Raw genomic sequence first — 20,611 nt, 5'->3', positions numbered from 1 at the left:
GTCTGGACGATTGCCCATGCGCAGTACCAATCCTCGTACCTTCTGGGCCCTGGTGGGCCTGGCCGTCGCCTTCGGTCTTGCCGGTCTGATCGGTAATCGGGTGGGCTGGGAGCGGCTGGAGATCGGCTATCGGACGGTGCCATCGCCCAGCGGCCTGGATATCGGTGTGGCCGGCCAGGTCATCACGGGCTTGCCGTCGCTGTGCATCGCCCTGGCCCTGGTCACGGTGGTCACCGCGCTGATCATTCGCGGCGGACGCCGCTTTCGCTCGCGATTGCCCTTGCCGCTGACCGCGGCCATTCTCTGGGTGCTGCTGGCCTCCCTGCTGGTGCTTTTCTATCCTAGTACTCTGGCGTTCCAGTGGGAGAATCATCGCAGCGCCGCGGAAATCGACTTCTATCTGCTGCAGGATCGTCCGGGTACTTTCAAGGGTACGGCACAGAAGAGCCAGCAGCTGACCTACTACCGTGACTGCGGCCAGGCCGGGCAGGCGGCCTGCCCGGTGTTCGAGTGCGTGGTGGAGCGGCGCAGCTGGCTGGGTGGCTTCCAGAAGATCCAGGGCTTCTATCCCGGCCTGGACCAGGAGCATCAGCTTGAGCTGCTGCGCACCCGCTGCCTGCCCGGTACGCCGTGACCGACGAAGCCACCGGTCTGATGGCGCCATAGGCGGGCATAGAGACCGTTGTAGGCGATCAGCTCGTCATGGGAACCCATCTCGACGATCTGGCCGCGTTCCATGACCACCAGGCGGTCCATACGCGAGATGGTCGACAGCCGGTGGGCGATGGCGATCACCGTCTTGCCTTCCATCAGGGTTTCCAGGCTCTCCTGGATCGCGGCCTCCACCTCGGAGTCGAGGGCGGAGGTAGCTTCGTCCAGCAGCAGGATGGGTGCGTCCTTGAGCAGGGTGCGGGCGATGGCGATGCGCTGGCGTTGACCGCCGGAGAGCTTGACCCCGCGTTCACCCACCTGGGCATCCAGCCCGGTGCGGCCATGGGCATCGGTGATGCGCGCGATGAAGTCATCGGCCTTGGCCTTGCGCAGCGCGGCGTGCAGTTCCTCATCGGTGGCCTCGGGGCGACCGTAGAGCAGATTCTCGCGGATCGAGCGATGCAGCAGCGAGGTATCCTGGGTGACCACGCCGATCTGGCATCTCAGGCTTTCCTGGGTGACATGGGCGACGTCCTGGCCATCGACCAGGATACGACCGCCTTCCAGGTCATAGAGCCGTAGCAGGATGTTGATCAGCGTCGACTTGCCCGCCCCGGAGGGGCCGACCAGACCGATCTTCTCGCCGGGAGCCACGTCCAGGGTCAGGCCTTCGATGATGCCCGCCCCCTTGCCGTAGTGGAAGGCGATGTCCTCGAACAGCACCGCGCCACGGGTCACCTGCAGCGGCTTGGCGTCCGGGGCGTCGCCGACCTGGCGCGGCTTGGCGATGGTGCTCATGCCGTCCTGCACCATGCCGATGTTCTCGAAGATGCCGTTGACCACCCACATGATCCAGCCGGACATGCTGTTGATGCGGATCACCAGACCGGTGGCCAGGGCGATGGCGCCGACGCTGATGACGCCCTGGTGCCAGAGCCAGAGGGCCAGGCCCGTGGTGCCAGCGATGAGGAAGCCGCTGAGGATGGCGATTGTCACGCCCATGGCGGTGATCAGGCGGGCGGCGCTCTCGGCTTTCTCGGTCTGCTCTTCCATGGCCTGGCGGGCGTATTGCTCCTCCTGGGCCGAATGGGAAAAGAGCTTGAGGGTGGAGATGTTGGTGTAGCCGTCGACGATGCGCCCGGAAAGCTGCGAGCGGGATTCCGAGGCGATGGCCGAGCGCTCCTTGGTCTGGGGCACGAAATACCAGAGGGCGATGACGTAGCCGATGATCCACAGGACCAGGGGCACCATCAGCCAGACATCGGCCTGGGCGAACAGGATCAGCGAGGTGACGGCGAAGATCAGCACGTGCCAGATGGCGTCCACCGCCTGCACCGCCGAATCGCGCAGGGAGACGCCGGTCTGCATGATGCGGTTGGAGATGCGTCCGGCGAAGTCGCTGTGGAAGAAGCCCAGGCTTTGCTTGAGCACATAGCGATGGTTCTGCCAGCGGATCAGGGTGGTGAGGCTGGGGGTGATGGTCTGGTGCACCAGCAGGTCGTGCAGGCTGATGAACAGCGGGCGGATGACCAGGGTGACCACGGCCATCCAAATCAGGGTGCCGCCATGCTCCTGGAAGAACACGGTGCTGTTGGGCGCGCTGCCCGCCAGGTCGACGATCTGGCCGATGAAGTTGAAGAGGGCGACCTCGACCAGGGCGCCGATCAGGCCGACCACCAGCAGCAGGGCGAAGGCGGGCCAGGCTTGCTTAAGGAAATGCAGGTAGAAGGCACCGACCCGAGCGGGCGGCATTTCATCGGGAGCATCCCGAAACGCATCGATGATGCGTTCGAAGCGGCGAAAGATCATGCGGGGTCCTTGTAGAGGGGAGACAGCGTGTCGCGTCGCCGAAAGGGGGACCTCGCCGTTGGGACTGGATGATCGGCACAGATCATCCAGTCGGACGGTTCGGCTTACAGCCGTTTGGCAGCGAGAATCATGACCGGTTCACGAGGAATGTCGCGCAGCATGCCCTGGCGGGTGGTCTGGACCCCGGCGATCTGGTCGACGACTTCCATGCCACGCACGACCTTGCCGAATACCGCGTAGCCGAAGTCTCGCGAGCCGTGGTCGAGGAAGGCATTGTTCTCGACGTTGATGAAGAACTGACTGGTGGCGGAGTTGACGTCCGAAGTACGTGCCATGGCCAGGGTGCCGCGCAGGTTCTTCAGGCCATTGTCGGCTTCGTTCTTGATCGGTGCCTTGGTGCGCTTTTCCTGCATGTCGCGGGTGTAACCGCCGCCCTGGATCATGAAGCCGGGGATCACGCGGTGAAACAGGGTGCCCTTGTAGAAGCCGCTGTCGACATAGGCGAGGAAGTTCTCGGTACTGACCGGTGCCTTGGCCGCATCCAGCTCGACCTCGATGTCACCCTTGTTGGTGCTGATGAGCACGTGCGGATTGTCCGCGGCCCAGGCGGTGGAGGCGACGAACAGGGCGCAGGCGGCAAGCAGGGCTTTGAACATGATGGATCCTTGAGTGGCGGAGACGACTGGCGAACGATAGCAACCCGGCTGGCCCCCCGCCACGGTCAGCGTGGCAGGGCGTGCTTGCGCAGGAGGTTCATGAGGATCTGCGAGGCCGGACCCAGCTCGTGCTGGCGGGTCTTGTAGAGCTGGAAGGGATGGAAGCGGTGCGCGCCCTGTTCCAGCGGCAGCGGCTTGAGCAGCCCGGCGTCGAGGTCGGTCTGGATGGCATCCCGTGGCAGCCAGGCGAAGCCCAGGCCGTCACGCAGGAAGGTGGCCGCGGTGCTGATGCTGCCTACCGTCCAGCGCTGCTCGGCGGCTAGCCAGCCGGCATCGCGCGGCTGGGCGCGACCGCTGTCACGAATGACGATCTGCAGCTGCTCTTCCAGATCAGCGGTCACCAGGGTGCGCTGCAATTGATGAAGCGGATGCTCGGGATGGGCGACCGCGACGAACTCGACATTGCCCAGGGAGGCGCCCAGGTGGGCCGCGATCACCAGGCCGGTGATCGCCAGGTCCGCCGAGCCATCGAGCAGGGCTTCTTCCACCCCGGACAGGACCTCTTCGCGCAGACGCACCCGGCAGCCGCGACTCTGCGGCATGAATTCGCGCAGGCACAGCAACAGCGAGCGAGTCGGATAGGCGGCGTCCACCACCAGGCGCACCTCGGACTCCCATCCCTGCTCCATGTGGTAGGCCAGCTCTTCCAGCTGGCTGGCCTGCTGCACCAACCGGCGCGAACGACGCAAGAGCACGGCGCCGGCGTCGGTCAACACGGCGCGACGGCCCTCCAGGCGCAGCAGCGGCACGCCGAGCTGCTCCTGCATGCGGGCGACGGTATAGCTGATCGACGACTGGGAGCGGTGCAGCACCTCGGCGGCCTGGGCATAGCCGCCGTGGTCCACCACCGCCTGCAGGGTCCGCCACTGATCGAGGGAAACGCGAGGAGTCTTCATCGAGCGCTCTGGAGCCACGAAAGGGCGCATGGTAGTGCCTGAGGGGGCAATGGGAAAACGCGGTGTCCATCACGGGATGAAAAAAAGCGAGACGCAGGAGCAAATGTCCTGCCGGCGTCACGCTCCAAGCTTGCCGATGAGTTTCCCACTCTAGGCAAGACAAGGAGTCTCCATGTCGTCATTCAAGGCGTTGCTGGGTTGCTGTCTGCTCGTCGCTCCGCTGCTGGTCCATGCCGAGGAGCCGGTATCCACGGCCAGTGCGCCCCTCGATATCGATGGCATGAACATCAGTCGCACCCTCGACTGCGAAGGCCGGGACGTGTCTCTGTCCGGCGAAGGCAATACCCTGACGTTGAAAGGCCAGTGCGGCACGGTGACCGTCTACGGCAGTCATCATCGGCTGGTGCTCGACAGCGCCCAGGCCCTGGCCATCCACGGGCTGGGCAGCGTCACCACGGTCAAGGGCGCGGTGGCCAGCCTGAGCATTGGCGGTGGCTACCAGCAGGTGCAGGCCAATGTGCGCGGCAGCGACGGCCTGGCCAAGGTCGATGCCTATGGCTACGGCGCCAAGGCGCGCCTGACCCTGCTCAGCCAGGCCGACATCGCCGTGGGTGGTTCCAACCAGCAGGTGTACTGGTCCCGGGCCGCGGGCGTGGGTGAGCCCAAGACCCTGGTCTCCGGTGCCGACAATGTGCTGCAAGCCAACCAGTCGGTCGCAGGCCTTTCCGGCGGCGATCCCTCGGGCCTGAACGCCACGCGTTGAGCGGTTGCCAGCGAGGGGTTTCCCTCCGGCGGCGGGCACGTTAAGGTCGCGCACCTTTTTCGTGCGTCGTCGCCATGCCTTATCTCCTGCTCGTCACCCTCATCTGGGCGTTTTCCTTCAGCCTGATCGGCGAGTATCTCGCCGGTCGGGTCGACAGCGACTTCGCCGTGCTGGCCCGTGTTGCCATCGCCTTCGTGCTGTTCCTGCCCTTCACCCGCTGGCGCGGGGTCCCTGGACGCTTCGCCCTGGGGCTGATGGCTGCCGGTGCCCTGCAGTTCGGCATTACCTATCTGTGCCTGTATCGCAGCTTCGCCGTCCTGACGGTCCCGGAGGTCTTGCTGTTCACGGTGCTCACGCCCATCTATGTGACCCTGCTGGACGATGCCTGGCAACGCCGCTTGCGCCCCTGGTCGCTGCTGGCCGCCGTGGTGGCGGTCGGGGGCGCTGCCCTGATTCGCTTCCAGCCGTTGGCTGGCGACTATCTGCTGGGCTTCCTGCTGTTGCAGGTGGCCAACCTGACCTTCGCCGCCGGCCAGGTGCTGTGCAAGCACCTGGGGCACGCCTATGCCGGGCAGGGCGCCTTGCATCGCTACTTCGGCCTGTTCTTTCTCGGTGCCTTGCTGGTCGCGGTGCTGTCCTTTCTGCTGTTCGGCAATCCGGCGCGCCTGCCCAGCACCGGTCTGCAATGGGGCGTGCTGGTCTGGATGGGCGTGTTCGCCACGGCACTTGGCCTCTACTGGTGGACGCTGGGCTCGCTCCGGGTCAATGGCGGCACCCTGGCGATCATGAACGAGGCGCATGTGCCGGCGGGTCTGCTGGTCAGCCTGCTGATCTGGCAGCATCCGGCCGATCTGCCTAGGCTGTTGCTGGGCGGCGGCATCATCCTGCTCTCGCTGTTCATCAACCGTCAGGGGCGTCAGTCATGAATGTGCTCTCGGGCAAGGGGCTGGGCCTCTCGGTGCTGTCTTCGGTGCTGTTCGCACTGATGCCGGTGTACTTCGTCTGGCTGGCGCCGCTGGACGGCCTGCAGGTGGTGGCCCTGCGGGTGGTCTGGTCGCTGCCGATGGTGCTCCTGCTGGTGGTGGTCCTGCGTGAGGGCAAGGCCTTGCTGGCCACGCTCAAGCGGCTGGTGCGCGAGCCCCGGCTGTGCCTTGCCATCCCGGCGGCGGCGCTGTTGATGGGCATCCAGTGGTGGGTGTTCGTCTGGGCGACCATGAACGGCGAAGCCATGGCCATGTCGCTGGGCTATTTCCTGCTGCCCCTGGCCATCGTGCTGACCGGGCGGGTGGTCTACGGCGAGCGCCTGAGACCGCTGCAGCGCCTGGCGGTGGGCTGTGCGCTGCTGGGGGTGATCAACGAGGTCTGGGTGACCGGCGCGCTGTCCTGGGTCAGCCTGCTGCCGGTGGTGGGCTATCCGCCGTATTTCGTCCTGCGCCGCTGGATGGCGGTGGATGCGCTGTCCGGCTTCGTCCTGGAGATGTGCTGCCTGCTGCCTTTCGCGCTGCTCGCGCTGCACTGGTTTTCGCCCAGCCTGATCCTGCAGCAGACACCCTGGCTGTGGGCACTGCTGCCGGGGCTGGGTCTGCTCAGCGCCATCGCCTTCGCCGCCATGCTGGCCTCCAGCCGCATGCTGCCACTGAGTCTGTTCGGTATCCTCAGTTACGTGGAGCCGGCGCTGCTGGTCTTCGTCGCCCTCTATGTGCTCGGTGAGCAGCTGCCGGAGGGCGCCATCTGGACCTATGGTCCCATCTGGCTGGCGGTGGCCTGGGTCTGCCTGGACAGTGCACGCCTGCTGCGCAAGCAACTCAGACGCGCACCGGCTGCGCCCTAGAGCGCTAGGGTCGGGCATTCACCTGCGGCGAAGAAGAACTCGTCGCAGTTGGGCAGGGTGCCGGCGCGATCGACGATAAGGAATTCGTCCTCGTCGCGCAGGGCCAGCACCGGGTGGTGCCAGACCCCGGCGTGGTAGTTGATGCCCTGGCGGCCATCGGTGCGAAAGACGCGGATGGCGCCGGCATCCGGGGCTGCCGCCGGCGGCGCCACCACCACCAGAAAGGGTTCGCCGCGTAGCGGGACGAAGGCCTGGCTGCCGTGGGGATGGCGTTCGAGCATGGCGATGTTCAGCGGATAGTCCAGCCGCCGGGCGCGAAAGATGCTGATGATCGCCGCACCGTCCGCTGGTCCTGTCTCGACCCGCGCCAGGGCGTGGTATCTCTGGGTCGAGCCATTGTTGATGGGAAACCAGTCCCGGCCTGCCGTCTCGATGACCTCGCCGAAGGGCGCGAAGCCCTCGGCGGTCAAGGGCTCGATGCGCAGTTGCCGGTTCATGCCTGGCCCCGCGCCACCTTGCCGAACAGCCGCAGTCGGCTGACGCCGCCATCCGGGAAGATGTTCAACCGCACGTGGGTGATGGGGCCAAGGTCACGGATCTGCTCACGGAAGCTGTGCTCCTGGTGCATCTGCAGCTTCTGCGGTGGTAGCAGTTCCTTCCAGTAGAGGCTCTGGGTTTCGATCTGGCCATCGGTGCCGCCGCGTACGTAGGCGCCCTGGATCTGGCAGCTGTCCGGGTAGTTGCCCTTGAAGTGCAGGGTATCCACCAGGATCTCTTCGACGATGCCGGCATGGCCCAGGGCGATGATCACCCAGTCGTTGCCGGGGGTGCGGCGGCGGGCGGTTTCCCAGCCATCGGCCATGCTGTCGGCGCGGCCCGGATTCAGGATGTTGCTCATGCGGCCATAGTGTTCGTCGTTGCAGGCCAGGGCGCGACCGCCATTGAGGGCGGCGGCCAGGTCCAGCACCTCGTCTTCGGCCTGGGCCGACCAGTCGCGATGGGGAATGCCGTAGACCCGCAGGCGGGCGACGCCACCGTCTGGATAGATGTTCAGCCGCAGGTGGGTCCAAGGGCGGTCGTCACCGATGACGTGATAGTGATGGCTGTTGCCCTGCAGTTCCACGGCCGGCAGCACCTCGGTCCAGGCGGCGTCGGCGGCCGGGTCGCCCTCGGCACAGAAGCAGGCTTCCAGGGAGGCGGAGGGCGGATAGTTGCCGGTGAACCAGCGGGTATCGATGTCGACGCCCTTGATCGAACCGGGCACGCCCAACCGGATCACCGCGTGGTCGTAGCCTTCGAAACGCTTGCGCCGTGATTCCCAGCCATCCATCCACTTGCCGTTGTCGTCGTAGACGCCTTCCTTCCACTCCGGCTCGTGGGGCTGGAGCATGCGATCGGCGGCAGCGAACCAGTCATCGGTGACGCTGATGACCTGGGTGCCGAGGCGAGCATCGGCGAGGTTGAGGTACTTCTCGAAGGGCGCGGCGTAGGTGCGTTTCATGGGCGGACTCTTGTGCGGAAGGGGTCAGAGGGTCTGCAAGCGGAAGAGGGCGATGCGGTCGATCTCGGCCAGGGCGCGCTGGAATTCCTGCTCCGGGGTGTTGGGCAGGCGTTCTTCGAAGGCCGCCAGGATCAGGTGCCGGTTGCTGCCCTTCACCGCCATGATGAAGGGGAAGCTGAACTTGGCGCGGTAGGCCTCGTTGTAGCGGGTGAAGCGCGTCAGCTCGTCGGGGCTGCACTGGTCCAGGCCAGCGCCGGCCTGTTCGCCGCTGCTGGCCGCGGTCAGCTCCCCGGCCAGGGCGGCACGGCCGGCGAGGTCAGGGTGTGCCTGGATCAGCGCCAGTTGCTCGGCCTGGCTGGCCTGGGCGACCTGCGCGGCGAGGCGCTGGTGCAGGGCCTCGATGGTGTCCGGCAGCGGCGTGCCCTCATCGAAGGCACGCTCGGCGACCCAGGCGGAGTGCTCGTAGACGCCGCCGAAGGCCGCCACGAAGGCAGCACGATCCAACTGGCTGGGCGTGACGGTCTGGAAGGCGCTCATGCCGGCGGATGCTCCCTGTGCCAGTGACGGGCGATGTCCACGCGGCGGGCGAACCAGACCCGCTCGTGGCTCTGGGCGTACTCCAGGAAGCGCTTCAGGCCCACCAGGCGGCCAGGGCGGCCGATCAGCCGGCAGTGCAGGCCGATGGAAAGCATCTTGGGCGCGGTGGCGCCTTCTTCATAAAGGATGTCGAAGGCGTCCTTGAGGTACTGGAAGAATTGCTCGGCGGTGTGGAAGCCCTGGACCTGGGTGAATCTCATGTCGTTGGTGTCCAGGGTGTAGGGGATCACCAGGTGTGGCTTGCCGGCCGGGGCCGTGGGTTCCCAGTAGGGCAGGTCGTCGTCGTAGGTGTCGCTGTCATAGAGAAAGCCGCCTTCCTCCATCACCAGGCGTCGGGTGTTGGGCCCGGTGCGCCCGGTGTACCAGCCCAGCGGACGCTCGCCGGTGAGCTTGGTAAGGATCTCGATGGCGCGTTGCAGATGGGCGCGCTCCTCGGCTTCGTCCATGTACTGGTAGTCGATCCAGCGGTAGCCGTGGCTGCAGATCTCGTGGCCGGACTGCACCATGGCGCGGATAACCTCGGGATGGCGCTCGGCGGCCATGGCCACGGCAAAGACGGTCAGCGGTACCTGATGCTTGGCGAACAGCTCCAGGATGCGCCAGACGCCCGCGCGACTGCCGTATTCGTAGAGGGACTCCATCGACATGTTGCGCACCCCTGGCAGGGGCTGGGCGGCGACCATCTCGGACAGGAAGGCCTCGGATTCCTTGTCGCCGTGCAGGATGTTGCGTTCGCCGCCTTCTTCGTAGTTCAGCACGAAGGACAGGGCGATGCGGGCATCACCTGGCCAGCGGGGGTGGGGCGGCTGAGCGCCATAGCCGATCAGATCACGGGGATAGGTCATGGAAGGGGCATCCTGGCAGTCGAGATGTTTTGTATACAATGTTTGGAGGCCTTTGCCGAGTCCCAGCAAGAATCCTGCCTAACTGGTCTGACCGGTCTGAAGACTCCGGACGCCCTGGAAAGCCGCGATACCGCTGGCAAAGTTCTGGTGCCAGCGCTGTATACAATCGATGGGCGGAAAACTGCTAGGCTGGAACATCCCCCTTGCAGGAGTCCACCGATGCCCGCTTCGTCCGCTAATGGATACCTGACGACCCATGTCCTGGACACTACCGGCGGCTGTCCTGGCGCCGGTATCGCCATACGCCTGTACCGGTTGCAGGTCGGTGGGCGGGAGGTCCTGGGCGAGCTGCGCACTAATGCCGATGGCCGTGGCGACGGGCCGCTATTGCAGGGGGCGGCCTTCACGGCCGGGTGCTATGAGCTGGAATTCGACGTGGGCGACTACTACCGGCAACGGGGCGTGCTGCTCGATGAGCCCGCCTTTCTCGATACGGTGGTGCTGCGTTTTGGCATCGCCGATGCGACCTCGCACTACCATGTGCCTCTGCTGGTCTCGCCCTACGGTTACTCGACCTATCGCGGCAGCTAGTTTTCCTGCTCTGCCACGGTGCGAATCGGCGAGCGCCGGCACCAGGACAGGGCGCTGCGCTAGTGGACGGTCGGAGCGTTCGGCTGATGCAAGTTGGCCAGCAGTGGCTTGTCCGGCACGGCGCTGTCGGGCCAGGTCTGGGCGATGCGTTCCAGTACCACCTGGGCCAGCATGCTATGGGTGCGGCTGGCGAAATGACCGCGAGCGCCAAAGATATAGGCCTGGTCGGCGCCGGGCTCGACGTAGCTGTCCGGGTCGCAGAATTCACGGCCGGGCAGGCAGGCATCGCCTTCGGCATGGGTGAAGCCATAGTTGCCGTAGTGGGCGAAGACTTCTTCCATCACCCGATAGGCGTCCACCAGCAGTAGCCGATCACCGGCTGGCAGATTGGCCTGCAGGGTCTCGTTGTAGAGTCGCACCAGCTCGTGATTGCGCTCGGCCAGGGCGGGCGTCCAGGGTTCGAGATAGGGCGCCTTGCCATAGTCGGTGTTGTTGAGTACCACCAGGCGCTGGGCACCCAGACTCAGCAGATAGCGCAGCAGCTTGACCTCGTTCAGCGCGGTATGGCGGATCCGGCCCTCGATCTGCTCGCGCACGTCCTGGGGTAAGGGGGCATCGGCCATCAGCGCGGCCTTGAGTCTCTTGTCATAGAAGGGGCCGATGATGTCGTTGCCGCCAATCTGCACCAGGACCAGATCCTGCTGGCCGAAGCGGCCGTGTTGCAGCTCGAAGTTGCGGATCTGCTGGGAGAAGGCCAGTGGCGCTTCATTATGGTCGAAGCCTGGCTCGGTGAAGCTGCCGGTCACGGCGCCGCCTTCGGCGTAGCAGAGCCCATCGGGATAGGTCGGGCCTTCATGGCCGTAACCTTCCACCTGGCGATTGGGGCTCAGGTCGATGCCATAGGCATCGGCGATTTCCTGGGGATAGGTGCGGCCGGGGTTGGTGGCATAGATGTGGCCGAAGGTGCCGCAGTCCATGAGGCTGTCGCCAAAGGCGATGACGCGCTGGATGCCCCGGGCTTCGGCCACGGGCTCAGGGCTGGGTACGAGTGCGAACAGTGCGGCGACCCCTGCGAGCGCGGTCGCCAATCCCCAATGCCTGCCCATTACCCACCTCCCGACAGCATCCAGCGGCTGTGCTGCCACCGTCTTGTGCAACCTTCATACCCGGAAGAGCCGGGAAGGGGAGGGAGAGTTCCCTGGCGTCGGGCGGGGCGAGTCAGCAGCCGATGACCAGCATCAGGGGACACGGTGGCTGACCGAGCGACCGCGCAATCTACTCGGATCAACCTGGAGGATGCGCATGATCCGCCCGTGATAGGCGAAGAGGCTCAAGACTAGGGATAGCGCCGTTTCAGTCGGCCTTGCCGACCGGATCGGAAGACTGCGCCAGGATGGCTGCCATCAGGCCGGGAAAGCGCTGATCCAGGTCCTCACGGCGTAGCTGGTTCATGTGCGTGGTGCCGGCATTGCGGGTATGCACCAACCCGGCGTCGCGCAGGACGCGGAAGTGGTGCGACATGCTGGACTTGGGGCGGCCACCGTCCAGTTCGCCGCAGGTGGCTTCGGCTACCCGCGCGAGATAGCGGACGATATCCAGGCGTACTGGATCGCTGAGCGCATGGAACAGGCGCTCAAGGGAGAATTCGTCAGGACTGGGATGTTTGAAAGGGCGCATGAGCTAATCATACACCGGGGGTTGGCGATTATGTTATGTTCGATTAATATCGAAATAACGAACCAGCTGCTACCTCATGGGAGACCGCTCAGATGTCCGCATTGTTCCAACCCTTTACCCTCAAGGACGTGACGCTGCGTAATCGCATCGCCATCCCGCCCATGTGCCAATACAGCGCCGTCGACGGCGTGATCAACGACTGGCACCAGGTGCACTATGCCGGCCTGGCGCGCGGCGGTGCCGGCGTGGTCATCGTCGAGGCCACCGCTGTATCGCCGGAAGGCCGCATCACCCCCGGGTGTGCCGGTATCTGGTCCGACGCCCATGCCCAGGCCTTCGTGCCGGTGGTACAGGCGATCAAGGCCGCCGGTTCGGTGCCCGGTATCCAGATCGCCCATGCCGGTCGCAAGGCCAGCGCCAATCGCCCCTGGGAAGGTGACGATCACATCGCCGCCGACGATGCCCGTGGCTGGGACACCATCGCCCCGTCGGCCGTGGCCTTTGGCGCCAACCTGCCCAAGGTACCCAAGGCCATGACCCTCGAGGACATCGCCCGGGTTCGCCAGGACTTCGTTGACGCCGCCAAGCGTGCCTATGAAGCCGGCTTCGAATGGCTGGAATTGCACTTCGCCCACGGCTACCTGGCGCAGAGCTTCTTCTCGGTGCACTCCAACCAGCGCGACGACCAGTACGGTGGCGATCTGGCTGGCCGTAGCCGCTTCCTGCTGGAAACCCTGGCCGAGGTGCGCAAGGTCTGGCCGGAGCACCTGCCGCTGACCGCTCGTTTCGGCGTGATCGAATACGACGGCCGCGATGAAGAAACCCTGGCTGAATCCATCGAGCTGGCCCAGGGCTTCAAGCGCGAAGGTCTCGACCTGCTGAGCGTCAGCATCGGTTTCTCCACCCCAACCGCCAACATTCCCTGGGGCTCGGGTCTGCTGGCGCCCATCACCGAGCAGGTACGCAAGGCCACCGGCCTGAAAGTGGCCTCGGCCTGGAACATCGACACCCCGGTGCTGGCCAACCAGGTAGTGGCCGACGAGCAGCTGGACCTGGTCATGGTGGGCCGCGCCCACCTGGCCGATCCGCACTGGCCCTACTATGCGGCCAAGGCCCTGGGCGTCGACAAGCCGTCCTGGGTGCTGCCAGCACCCTACGCCCACTGGCTGGAGCGCTATCGCACCAGCTGAGTCGGCTCAGGCTGAACGCGAAAGCCGCCCCTCGGGGCGGCTTTTTTGTGCGTTTCGGATGAGGACAGTCTTGTTGGGCTTCGCTGTGCTCAGCCCAACCTTGTATCTCTCCTGGGTAATAGGATTAGCTACCTCATTACCCGGAGCCGGTTAAGCACCTGCCCAACCTGAGCACTCGATGCTGTTTCGTAGAGCGTGCCTGCCGGCTCCCTTTCTCCACATCCTGAATGGTATCCAAGCCCCTCCTCGGGAGTGAGGCTGTATGCACAAGGCAAGGAACGAGAAATGGCGATCATCGGTATCGACATCAGCAAGCAGAAATTCGACTGTCTGTGGCTGCGTGACGTCTGCAGCCTGAAAGTGAAAACCAAGGTCTTCGCCAATCGGTCCACAGGATTCGCCGAACTGATCGACTGGTGTTGCGCCCAGACGGGGGAGACACCGGAGCAGTTGCAGGTCTTTCTCGAGGCCACTGGGGTCTATCACGAGCCGTTAGCGCTCTATCTCCACGATCGTGGCGTCCAGGTTTTCGTCCTCAATCCTGCGCGGGTACGCGAATATGCCCGTAGCCTGGGCGTACAAGGCAAGACCGACAAGCAGGACAGCCTGATCCTGGCGCGCTATGGCGCTACCCAGCCCGTGCGCCCTTGGACGCCAGAGCGCCGCGAAGTCCGCGAACTCAAGGCGTTGATCGCTCGCCATGAAGCGCTGCAAGAGGATCTGCAGCGTGAACTTAACCGTCGCGAAAAGGCCGCGGTCAGTGGCAGCCTGAGCGTCCTGGCGTCCATCGACAACCTGGTAAAGGCCCTGCAACAGGAGGCGGCGCGGGTTCGTCAGGACATCGACGACCACATTGATCGGCATGATGATCTCAAGCGTGATCGGGCGTTGCTGCAGAGCATTGGCGGGATCGGCGAGGTGCTGTCGCGCCATCTGTTGGCTCTGCTGCACAGTCGCGACTTCAGCAGCGCACGACAATGCACCGCCTTCGTAGGCCTAGTGCCCCGTCCCTGGCAATCCGGTAAGGCGGTGCAGGGGCGCGCGGTGCTGAGCAAGGCCGGCTCGCCCCGTATCAGGGCCAAACTGTACATGGGAGCCATCGTTGCCAAAGGCTCCAACCCTGATGTGAAGGCCCTGTACGACCGTCTGTTGGCCCGCGGTAAACCGCGGATGAGTGCCCTGGGCGCGGCCATGCGTAAACTGCTGCAGATCGCCTATGGCGTGCTCAAGACACAACAACCTTATCAGCCACGACAGGCCCTTTAGCGGACCTGTTGTGATTGGTAGGAGAGATGGTATCTACGGTAATGGGTAGGTTGGGTTGAGGCAGCTCTATCGCCGAAGCCCAACAGTGCCGTTTTGCTCCAACTGTGGAAAACGCTGCGCGGTTTTCCACGCTACGGGGTGACGGTATCAGGCGTCGCGACTGTGTACCCGGCGACCCGCGGCATGGGTTTCCCGTACCACGCGGTCGTCGCCGAGGGTGGTGAGGACGAACAGGGTTTCCTCCAGGCTCTTGGACTGCTGCAGGCGGTAGTCCAGCAGCGGGGTGGCCTTGAGATCGAGCACCACGAAGTCGGCGTCGTGGCCGGGGGCCAGGCTGCCGATGCGGTCGTCCAGGCGCAGGGCGCGGGCGCCGCCGAGGGTGGCCAGGTACAGCGACTTGAAGGGGTGCAGGCGATGGCCGCGCAGCTGTTGCACCTTGTAGGCCTCGCCAAGGGTCTGCAGCAGCGAGAAGCTGGTGCCGGCGCCGACGTCGGTACCCAGGCCGACATTGACCTTGAAGGCTTCCATCCGCTCGAGATCGAACAGGCCGCTGCCGAGGAAGAGGTTGGAGGTAGGGCAGTGGGCCACGGCCGAGCCGGTCTCGTGCAGGCGCTGGCATTCGGCATCGCAGAGGTGGATGCCATGGGCGAACACCGAGCGCGGGCCGAGCAGCTGGAAGTGGTCGTAGACATCCAGGTAGTTGCTGCGCTCCGGAAACAGCGCCTTCACCCAGTCGATCTCCTTGAGGTTCTCGGAGAGATGGGTATGCAGGTAGACGTCCGGGTGCTCGGCCAACAGGCGTCCGGCTGCTTCGAGTTGTTCCGGGGTGCTGGTCGGCGCGAAGCGCGGGGTGACGGCATAGTGCAGCCGACCCTTGCCGTGCCAGCGCTCGATCAGCGCCTTGCTATCCCTGTAGGCGGACTCGGCCGTGTCCTGCAGGTAGTCCGGGGCGTTACGGTCCATCAGCACCTTGCCGGCGATCATGCGCAGATCGAGGCGCTCGGCGACCTGGAAGAAGGCGTCCACCGACTGCGGATGGACGCTGCCGAACACCAGGGCGGTGGTGGTGCCATTGCGCAGCAGCTCCCCGACGAAAACCTGGGCCACCTCGGCGGCCTTGGCCGGATCGGCGAAGGCGCCCTCGGTGGGGAAGGTGTAGGTGTCCAGCCAGTCCAGCAGCTGCTCGGCGTAGCTGGCGATCATCCCGGTCTGCGGATAGTGGATATGGGTGTCGATGAAGCCGGGGGTAATGAGGGCGTGGGGGTGCTCGATCACCGGGGTACCGGCGGGCAGGGTGGGCAGCAGGTCGGCAGCCGGGCCCATGGCCTGGATACGGCCGTCTGCGACCAGCAGCAGGCCGTCGGCGTGATATTCGTAGGAGGCGTCCAGCCCGACCTCGGCCGGGTCGGCGAGGCTGTGGAGCAGGGCGGCGCGGTGGGCGATGGCAGTCATGGCGATCTCGGATAGGTAGACGACTAGCTTGGGGTGGCGGTGACCAGCCGCAGCGGCTGATCTGCCTGTTGGGTCGGGCGCCCGTAGTGGGCGATGACCTCGCCGGCCACGGCGATGGCGATCTCCAGCGGCAGCTTGCCCTTGACCTCGGGCAGGCCCAGCGGGCAGCGCACCGTGGCGAGGTGTTCGGCGCCGTGGCCGCGGGCCGCGAGGCGGTGGCGGAACTTGGCCCACTTGGTCCGGGAGCCGATCAGCCCGAAGTAGCCATGGTCGCCGCGAGCGAGGATGGCGTCGGTCAACTCCAGGTCCAGGGGGTGATTATGGGTCATGACGATGTAGTAGGCACCCGCCGGCATCCGCGCGATCTCGTCGAGCGGCTCGTCGGTCAGGATCCTCTCCACGCCGGCGGGGAGCACGGCGGGAAATTCCTGGGCCCGCGAATCGACCCAGCGCACGGCGCAGGGCAGGCCGGCCAGCAGGGGCACCAGGGCGCGGGCGACATGGCCGGCACCAAAGACGATCACCGGTACATCCTGGGCCAGCTGGGGTTCAAACAGCAGGGTGGTGACGCCACCGCAGCACTGGCCGAGGCTGGCGGCCAGGGAGAACCGCTCCAGGCGCGGCTGGCGGGTACCGGCGGCGAGCATCTCCCGGGCGATCTCCACCGCGCGGTATTCCAGGTGGCCGCCGCCGATGGTCAGGTGCTGCTCTTCGCGGCCCACCAGCATCTTGGTGCCGGCCTCGCGCGGCGTGGAGCCCTGCTCATCGGCCACGGTGACCAGTACGCAGGGTTCGCCTCGCGCCTCGAAGTCGGCCAGGATGGCCAACCAGCCACGTCTCGTGTTCATGCCGGTTCCTCCGTGGTGATGGCCGAGGCTGTCTGGGCTTCGGCGGCCAGGCGCCGCATCCGCTCCACGCCCCAGAGTACCCGTTCGGGGGTGGCCGGGGCGTCCAGTGCCGGATGGAAGCGATAGTCGGCCACACTGGCCACGGCATCCTGCAGGGCGCACCACACCGAGATGCCGAGCATGAAGGGTGGCTCGCCCACGGCCTTGGAATGGAACACCGTCGCCTCGGGATTCTGCCGATTCTCCACCAGCCGCACCCGCAGATCCGGTGGTACGTCGCTCACCGCCGGGATCTTGTAGGTGGAAGGACCGGCGGTGAGCAGCTTGCCGGCGTCGTTCCACACCAGTTCTTCCATGGTCAGCCAGCCCAGGCCCTGGACGAAGCCGCCTTCCACCTGGCCAATGTCGATGGCCGGATTCAGGGAGGCGCCGACGTCATGGAGGATGTCGGTGCGCAGCAGGCGGTATTCGCCGGTGAGGGTGTCGATCAGCACCTCGGAGCAGGCGGCGCCGAAGGCGTAGTAGTAGAAGGGCCGCCCGCGGGCCTGGTCGCGGTCGTAGTGGATCTTCGGTGTGCGGTAGTAGCCGGTGCTGGACAGCGATACCTGGCCGACGTAGGCCAGTTGGATCAGCTCCTCGAAGCTCAGCAGCCGCTCGCGGACCCTGACGTGGCCATTGCGGAATTCCACCTCTTCAGAGCCGACGTGGAAGTGCCGGCTGGCGAAATCGATCAGCCGGTCCTTGATGGTCTGGGCCGCGTTCTGGGCGGCCTTGCCGTTGAGGTCGGTACCGCTGGAAGCCGCCGTGGGCGAGGTGTTGGGTACCTTGTCGGTATTGGTCGCGGTGATCTGGATGCGACCGATGTCGACCTGGAAGACCTCGGCCACCACCTGGGCGACCTTGGTGTTCAGGCCCTGGCCCATCTCGGTGCCACCGTGGTTCAGATGGATGCTGCCATCGGTGTAGACGTTGACCAGGGCACCGCCCTGGTTGAGGAAGGAGGAGGTGAAGGAGATGCCGAACTTGACCGGGGTCAGCGCCAGGCCCTTCTTCAGCACCGGGTTGGCCCGGTTGAAGGCCTGGATGGCTTCGCGTCTGGCCTGGTAGTCGCTACTGGCCGCCAGGTCCGCGGTCATCTCTTCGAGCAGATTGTCTTCCACCACCTGGTGGTAGTGGGTGACATGGCGCGTCTCCTTGCCGTAGTAGTTACGCCGCCGCACCTCCAGCGGATCCAGGCCACGGTGGCGGGCGATGGCGTCCATGACGTTCTCGATGGCCAGCATGCCCTGGGGCCCGCCAAAGCCGCGGTAGGCGGTGTTGGACGCCAAATGAGTCTTGCATCGGTGGCCGGTGATCAGGGCGTTGCCGAGAAAGTAGGCATTGTCGGCATGGAACATGGCGCGGTCGATGATGGCGTTGGACAGATCCGGCGAGTAGCCGCAGTTGCCCGCCAGCTCGAAGCGGATGCCCAGCAGGCGCCCGTCGTCATCGAAGCCAACGTCGTATTCGACATGGAAGGGGTGGCGCTTGCCGGTCATATGCATGTCTTCGAAGCGCGGCAGGCGCATCTTCACCGGGCGCCCGGTAAGACGGGCAAATACCGCGCAGAGCGCCGCAGGCATCCCGGCCTGGCTCTCCTTGCCGCCAAAGCCGCCGCCCATGCGTCTCATGTCGACGGTGACCCTGTTCATGGAGACGCCCAGCACCTCCGCCACCTGCTTCTGTACCTCGGTGGGATTCTGGGTGGAGCAATAGACCAGCATGCCGCCGTCTTCGGTGGGTAGCACCGAAGCGACCTGGGTTTCCAGGTAGAAGTGCTCCTGGCCGCCGATGGCCAGCTCGCCCTGCAGACGATGGCGCGCGGCGGCGAGCGCGACTGCGGCATCGCCGAGCTTATGACTGTGGCTGGGTGAGATGAAGTGCTCGCGCCTCAGCGCCTCCCTGACGTCGAGGATGGCTTCCAGCGGCTCGTATTCGATGAGGGCGGCCTGAGCGGCGCGGCGGGCGGCGTCCAGGCTGGTAGCGGCCACCGCCAGTACCGGCTGGCCCAGGTACTGCACCTCGCCATCGGCCAGCAGCGGATCGCCCGGCAGCACGGCGCCGATGTCCAGTTGGCCGGGCACGTCGGCGGCGGTGATGGCCAGGGCCACCCCGGGGATCTGGTAACAGGGCGCGAGATCGATACGCAGGATGCGCGCGTGGGCGTGCTCGCTCATCCGCGCATAGACGTGCAGCTGGTTGGGGAATTCCAGGCGATCGTCGATGTAGACGGCTTCGCCGCTGACATGCTTGTCGGCACTCTCGTGCTTGAGCGGCTTGCCAACGCCAGTGGCCAGGCCGGCAGCGAAGGCGGCGGCCATTTCCTCGGGGGTAGGGACGGGGAGGGTGCTAGACATGGGCGGTAACCCTCGTAGCGAGCGCGGGCTGGGTGGTCTCCAGATGACATTTGCGCAGCAGATTCTGCGCCGTCAGCAGGCGGTATTCGCGGCTGGCACGGAAATCAGACAGCGGCGCGAAGTCCTCCGCCAGGGCCTGGATGGCGCGCTCGATGCTGTCGCTGGTCCACGGCTGGCCCAGCAGGGCCTGCTCACAGTGACTGGCTCGCTTGGGCGTGGCCGCCATGCCGCCATAGGCGATGCGCACGGTGGCGATGCGATCCTGTTCCAGTTCCAGCGCGAAGGCGGCGCAGACCGCGGAGATGTCGTCGTCCAGGCGCTTGGACACCTTGAAGGCGCGGAAGACCAGCCCCTCATGGGCGCGCGGCACCCGCACCGCCTGGATGAATTCGCCCGGCTCCAGGGCGGTCTTGCGGTAGTCCAGAAAGAAATCGTCCAGGGGCAATTCGCGCAGCCGTTCGCCCCGGCGCAGCAGCAGGCGTGCCCCTAGTGCCAGCAGCAGCGGCGGGCTGTCGCCGATGGGCGAGGCATTGCCGATGTTGCCGCCCAGGGTGCCCTGGTTGCGGATCTGCAAGGAGGCGAAGCGCTGCAGCAGGATGCCGAAGTCCGGGTAGTCGGCGGCGAGGGCGGCGGCGCAATCGGCGAGCGGGGTGGCCGCGCCGATCTCGATGCCGTCCGCGCGAACGGTCACGCCGCGCAGTTCGGGGAGGTTACCCAGGTAGATCAGGGTCTCCAGGCGGCGATGCTGCTGGGTCACTTCGAGCGCGAGATCGGTGCCGCCGGCCAGCAGTCGTGCCTCGGGATGGGCCTGGTAGAGGCGCGCCAGTTCGCTCAGGGTCGTGGGGCTGTGGCAGCGCCGCCCGGCACCGTCGAGCCGGGTCTCGGCTACCGGGGCGAGGGCCTTGAGGCGCGCCAGGGTCTGCTGCTCCCGGGCATCGAACTGATCCGGCTGGCGCTGGGTGCAGGCCTGTTCGGCGGCGGCCAGGATCGGCCGGTAGCCGGTGCAGCGGCAGAGATTGCCGGCCAGGGCGTCGTGGGTGGCGGCGCTGTCCGCTGATTCCACGTTTTTCTGCAAGGCAAACAGCGACATGACGAAGCCCGGGGTGCAGTAGCCGCACTGGGAGCCGTGGCAGTCGACCATGGCCTGTTGCACCTGATGCAGGCGACCCTGGTGCTTCAGGTCCTCCACACTGATCAGTTGTCGGCCGTCCAGCGCCGCGACAAAGGTCAGGCAACTGTTGACCGTGCGATAGCGCAGCCGCTCGCCGTCGGGTTCGGCCAGCACTACGGTACAGGCACCACAGTCGCCCGAGGCGCAGCCTTCCTTGGTGCCGGTCTTGCCGCAGCGCTCGCGCAGGTATTGGAGCACGGTGAGGTTGGGGTCGAGCTGCTCTTCGACGCGCAGCTCCTGGTCCAGCAGAAACCTGATCACGGCCGCTCTCCACCTGGGTTCGGATAATTCGATGGTGGGTAAAGCTGACCATTAGGTCAACAATCGTCCGGGCGAGCGGACCACCCCTGTCGTTTTTGAGCAAGCGGTAAGGGTATGGCTGCGCCGTCCCGGCGCACGGGGAAGGCGGCT

At 65.7% G+C, this 20,611-nt stretch carries 20 protein-coding genes; 7 read left to right on the top strand and 13 right to left on the bottom strand.

Annotated elements, in window-relative coordinates:
• Window positions 1–16: 16 nt before the first annotated feature.
• Entirely contained in the window at window positions 17–634 is a 618-nt protein-coding gene (locus ACWPW1_RS13985; RefSeq protein WP_271655245.1) for a hypothetical protein, read from the top strand.
• On the opposite strand, the gene ACWPW1_RS13980 is transcribed toward ACWPW1_RS13985, so the two are convergent.
• From ACWPW1_RS13980 to ACWPW1_RS13970, 3 genes are all read right to left on the bottom strand, one after another.
• Window positions 589–2,460 (bottom strand): ATP-binding cassette domain-containing protein, encoded by a 1,872-nt coding sequence (locus tag ACWPW1_RS13980; protein WP_434774461.1) that lies wholly within the window; start codon window positions 2,458–2,460, stop codon window positions 589–591. The two genes, ACWPW1_RS13985 and ACWPW1_RS13980, sit on opposite strands and share 46 nt — an antisense overlap.
• A 104-nt stretch (window positions 2,461–2,564) precedes the next feature.
• Window positions 2,565–3,116: a peptidylprolyl isomerase gene (locus ACWPW1_RS13975; RefSeq protein ID WP_059315313.1), complete on the bottom strand. Its 552-nt coding sequence runs from the start codon at window positions 3,114–3,116 to the stop codon at window positions 2,565–2,567.
• A 65-nt stretch (window positions 3,117–3,181) separates the two neighbouring features.
• A complete protein-coding gene (locus tag ACWPW1_RS13970; RefSeq protein ID WP_059315312.1) occupies window positions 3,182–4,072 on the bottom strand; it encodes a LysR family transcriptional regulator in 891 nt (296 codons plus the stop codon).
• A 172-nt stretch (window positions 4,073–4,244) separates the two neighbouring features.
• Between ACWPW1_RS13970 and ACWPW1_RS13965 the strand changes: the two genes are divergently transcribed.
• From ACWPW1_RS13965 to rarD, 3 genes are all read left to right on the top strand, one after another.
• Complete coding sequence (locus ACWPW1_RS13965; protein ID WP_059315311.1) at window positions 4,245–4,835, top strand: DUF3060 domain-containing protein; 591 nt, start codon at window positions 4,245–4,247, stop codon at window positions 4,833–4,835.
• Window positions 4,836–4,909: 74 nt separating this feature from the next.
• On the top strand, window positions 4,910–5,761 hold the full coding sequence (locus tag ACWPW1_RS13960; RefSeq protein WP_434774459.1) for an EamA family transporter: 852 nt from the start codon (window positions 4,910–4,912) through the stop codon (window positions 5,759–5,761).
• A complete protein-coding gene (rarD, locus tag ACWPW1_RS13955) occupies window positions 5,758–6,666 on the top strand; it encodes an EamA family transporter RarD (protein ID WP_271655240.1) in 909 nt (302 codons plus the stop codon). The genes ACWPW1_RS13960 and rarD overlap by 4 nt, the downstream gene beginning before the upstream one ends.
• On the opposite strand, the gene ACWPW1_RS13950 is transcribed toward rarD, so the two are convergent.
• The 4 genes from ACWPW1_RS13950 to puuE are packed head-to-tail and all read right to left on the bottom strand — an operon-like array spanning window position 6,663 to window position 9,609.
• On the bottom strand, window positions 6,663–7,163 hold the full coding sequence (locus ACWPW1_RS13950) for an ureidoglycolate lyase (RefSeq protein ID WP_454253238.1): 501 nt from the start codon (window positions 7,161–7,163) through the stop codon (window positions 6,663–6,665). The two genes, rarD and ACWPW1_RS13950, sit on opposite strands and share 4 nt — an antisense overlap.
• On the bottom strand, window positions 7,160–8,167 hold the full coding sequence (alc, locus tag ACWPW1_RS13945; protein WP_059315307.1) for an allantoicase: 1,008 nt from the start codon (window positions 8,165–8,167) through the stop codon (window positions 7,160–7,162). The genes ACWPW1_RS13950 and alc overlap by 4 nt, the downstream gene beginning before the upstream one ends.
• Before the next feature lie 24 nt (window positions 8,168–8,191).
• Complete coding sequence (uraD, locus tag ACWPW1_RS13940) at window positions 8,192–8,704, bottom strand: 2-oxo-4-hydroxy-4-carboxy-5-ureidoimidazoline decarboxylase (protein ID WP_434774458.1); 513 nt, start codon at window positions 8,702–8,704, stop codon at window positions 8,192–8,194.
• The gene (gene puuE / locus ACWPW1_RS13935) at window positions 8,701–9,609 is read right to left on the bottom strand and encodes an allantoinase PuuE (RefSeq protein WP_454253237.1); all 909 of its coding nucleotides are present in this window, start codon (window positions 9,607–9,609) and stop codon (window positions 8,701–8,703) included. The genes uraD and puuE overlap by 4 nt, the downstream gene beginning before the upstream one ends.
• A gap of 219 nt (window positions 9,610–9,828) precedes the next feature.
• Here puuE and uraH point away from each other — a divergent pair, with 219 nt between their 5' ends.
• A complete protein-coding gene (gene uraH / locus ACWPW1_RS13930; protein ID WP_454253236.1) occupies window positions 9,829–10,200 on the top strand; it encodes a hydroxyisourate hydrolase in 372 nt (123 codons plus the stop codon).
• A gap of 59 nt (window positions 10,201–10,259) precedes the next feature.
• On the opposite strand, the gene ACWPW1_RS13925 is transcribed toward uraH, so the two are convergent.
• Together ACWPW1_RS13925 and ACWPW1_RS13920 are read right to left on the bottom strand one after the other, a co-directional pair.
• The gene (locus ACWPW1_RS13925) at window positions 10,260–11,306 is read right to left on the bottom strand and encodes an SGNH/GDSL hydrolase family protein (protein ID WP_454253235.1); all 1,047 of its coding nucleotides are present in this window, start codon (window positions 11,304–11,306) and stop codon (window positions 10,260–10,262) included.
• A gap of 247 nt (window positions 11,307–11,553) precedes the next feature.
• Window positions 11,554–11,877 carry an ArsR/SmtB family transcription factor gene (locus tag ACWPW1_RS13920; RefSeq protein WP_059315302.1) on the bottom strand — a complete coding sequence of 108 codons (324 nt, stop codon included), beginning with the start codon at window positions 11,875–11,877 and terminating at the stop codon, window positions 11,554–11,556.
• Window positions 11,878–11,969: 92 nt separating this feature from the next.
• On the opposite strand from ACWPW1_RS13920, the gene ACWPW1_RS13915 reads away from it, so the two are divergent.
• Entirely contained in the window at window positions 11,970–13,067 is a 1,098-nt protein-coding gene (locus ACWPW1_RS13915; protein WP_454253234.1) for an NADH:flavin oxidoreductase/NADH oxidase, read from the top strand.
• 285 nt (window positions 13,068–13,352) lie between these two features.
• Entirely contained in the window at window positions 13,353–14,333 is a 981-nt protein-coding gene (locus ACWPW1_RS13910) for an IS110 family transposase (protein WP_454252866.1), read from the top strand.
• 147 nt (window positions 14,334–14,480) lie between these two features.
• Here ACWPW1_RS13910 and guaD read toward each other — a convergent pair whose 3' ends face one another.
• The 4 genes from guaD to xdhA are packed head-to-tail and all read right to left on the bottom strand — an operon-like array spanning window position 14,481 to window position 20,461.
• A complete protein-coding gene (gene guaD / locus ACWPW1_RS13905; protein ID WP_454253233.1) occupies window positions 14,481–15,785 on the bottom strand; it encodes a guanine deaminase in 1,305 nt (434 codons plus the stop codon).
• A 23-nt stretch (window positions 15,786–15,808) separates the two neighbouring features.
• Entirely contained in the window at window positions 15,809–16,633 is an 825-nt protein-coding gene (xdhC, locus tag ACWPW1_RS13900) for a xanthine dehydrogenase accessory protein XdhC (RefSeq protein WP_454253232.1), read from the bottom strand.
• Window positions 16,630–19,029 (bottom strand): xanthine dehydrogenase molybdopterin binding subunit, encoded by a 2,400-nt coding sequence (gene xdhB, locus ACWPW1_RS13895; protein ID WP_454253231.1) that lies wholly within the window; start codon window positions 19,027–19,029, stop codon window positions 16,630–16,632. Before xdhB ends, xdhC begins: the two co-directional genes overlap by 4 nt.
• Entirely contained in the window at window positions 19,022–20,461 is a 1,440-nt protein-coding gene (xdhA, locus tag ACWPW1_RS13890; RefSeq protein WP_454253230.1) for a xanthine dehydrogenase small subunit, read from the bottom strand. The genes xdhB and xdhA overlap by 8 nt, the downstream gene beginning before the upstream one ends.
• Window positions 20,462–20,611: the final 150 nt, after the last annotated feature.

The sequence above is a fragment of the Pseudomonas sp. Marseille-Q7302 genome (genome assembly GCF_965111925.1).
This window is presented reverse-complemented; position numbering and strand designations above follow the sequence as displayed.

Coding starts and splice junctions, on each gene's coding strand:
- guaD (WP_454253233.1), bottom strand. CDS start 15,785: ATGACTGCCATCGCCCACCGCGCCGCCCTGCTCCACAGCCTCGCCGAC.
- ACWPW1_RS13960 (WP_434774459.1), top strand. CDS start 4,910: ATGCCTTATCTCCTGCTCGTCACCCTCATCTGGGCGTTTTCCTTCAGC.
- ACWPW1_RS13950 (WP_454253238.1), bottom strand. CDS start 7,163: ATGAACCGGCAACTGCGCATCGAGCCCTTGACCGCCGAGGGCTTCGCG.
- rarD (WP_271655240.1), top strand. CDS start 5,758: ATGAATGTGCTCTCGGGCAAGGGGCTGGGCCTCTCGGTGCTGTCTTCG.
- ACWPW1_RS13970 (WP_059315312.1), bottom strand. CDS start 4,072: ATGAAGACTCCTCGCGTTTCCCTCGATCAGTGGCGGACCCTGCAGGCG.
- ACWPW1_RS13910 (WP_454252866.1), top strand. CDS start 13,353: ATGGCGATCATCGGTATCGACATCAGCAAGCAGAAATTCGACTGTCTG.
- ACWPW1_RS13920 (WP_059315302.1), bottom strand. CDS start 11,877: ATGCGCCCTTTCAAACATCCCAGTCCTGACGAATTCTCCCTTGAGCGC.
- ACWPW1_RS13985 (WP_271655245.1), top strand. CDS start 17: ATGCGCAGTACCAATCCTCGTACCTTCTGGGCCCTGGTGGGCCTGGCC.
- xdhB (WP_454253231.1), bottom strand. CDS start 19,029: ATGTCTAGCACCCTCCCCGTCCCTACCCCCGAGGAAATGGCCGCCGCC.
- uraD (WP_434774458.1), bottom strand. CDS start 8,704: ATGAGCGCCTTCCAGACCGTCACGCCCAGCCAGTTGGATCGTGCTGCC.
- ACWPW1_RS13975 (WP_059315313.1), bottom strand. CDS start 3,116: ATGTTCAAAGCCCTGCTTGCCGCCTGCGCCCTGTTCGTCGCCTCCACC.
- xdhC (WP_454253232.1), bottom strand. CDS start 16,633: ATGAACACGAGACGTGGCTGGTTGGCCATCCTGGCCGACTTCGAGGCG.
- uraH (WP_454253236.1), top strand. CDS start 9,829: ATGCCCGCTTCGTCCGCTAATGGATACCTGACGACCCATGTCCTGGAC.
- alc (WP_059315307.1), bottom strand. CDS start 8,167: ATGAAACGCACCTACGCCGCGCCCTTCGAGAAGTACCTCAACCTCGCC.
- ACWPW1_RS13980 (WP_434774461.1), bottom strand. CDS start 2,460: ATGATCTTTCGCCGCTTCGAACGCATCATCGATGCGTTTCGGGATGCT.
- ACWPW1_RS13965 (WP_059315311.1), top strand. CDS start 4,245: ATGTCGTCATTCAAGGCGTTGCTGGGTTGCTGTCTGCTCGTCGCTCCG.
- ACWPW1_RS13925 (WP_454253235.1), bottom strand. CDS start 11,306: ATGGGCAGGCATTGGGGATTGGCGACCGCGCTCGCAGGGGTCGCCGCA.
- puuE (WP_454253237.1), bottom strand. CDS start 9,609: ATGACCTATCCCCGTGATCTGATCGGCTATGGCGCTCAGCCGCCCCAC.
- ACWPW1_RS13915 (WP_454253234.1), top strand. CDS start 11,970: ATGTCCGCATTGTTCCAACCCTTTACCCTCAAGGACGTGACGCTGCGT.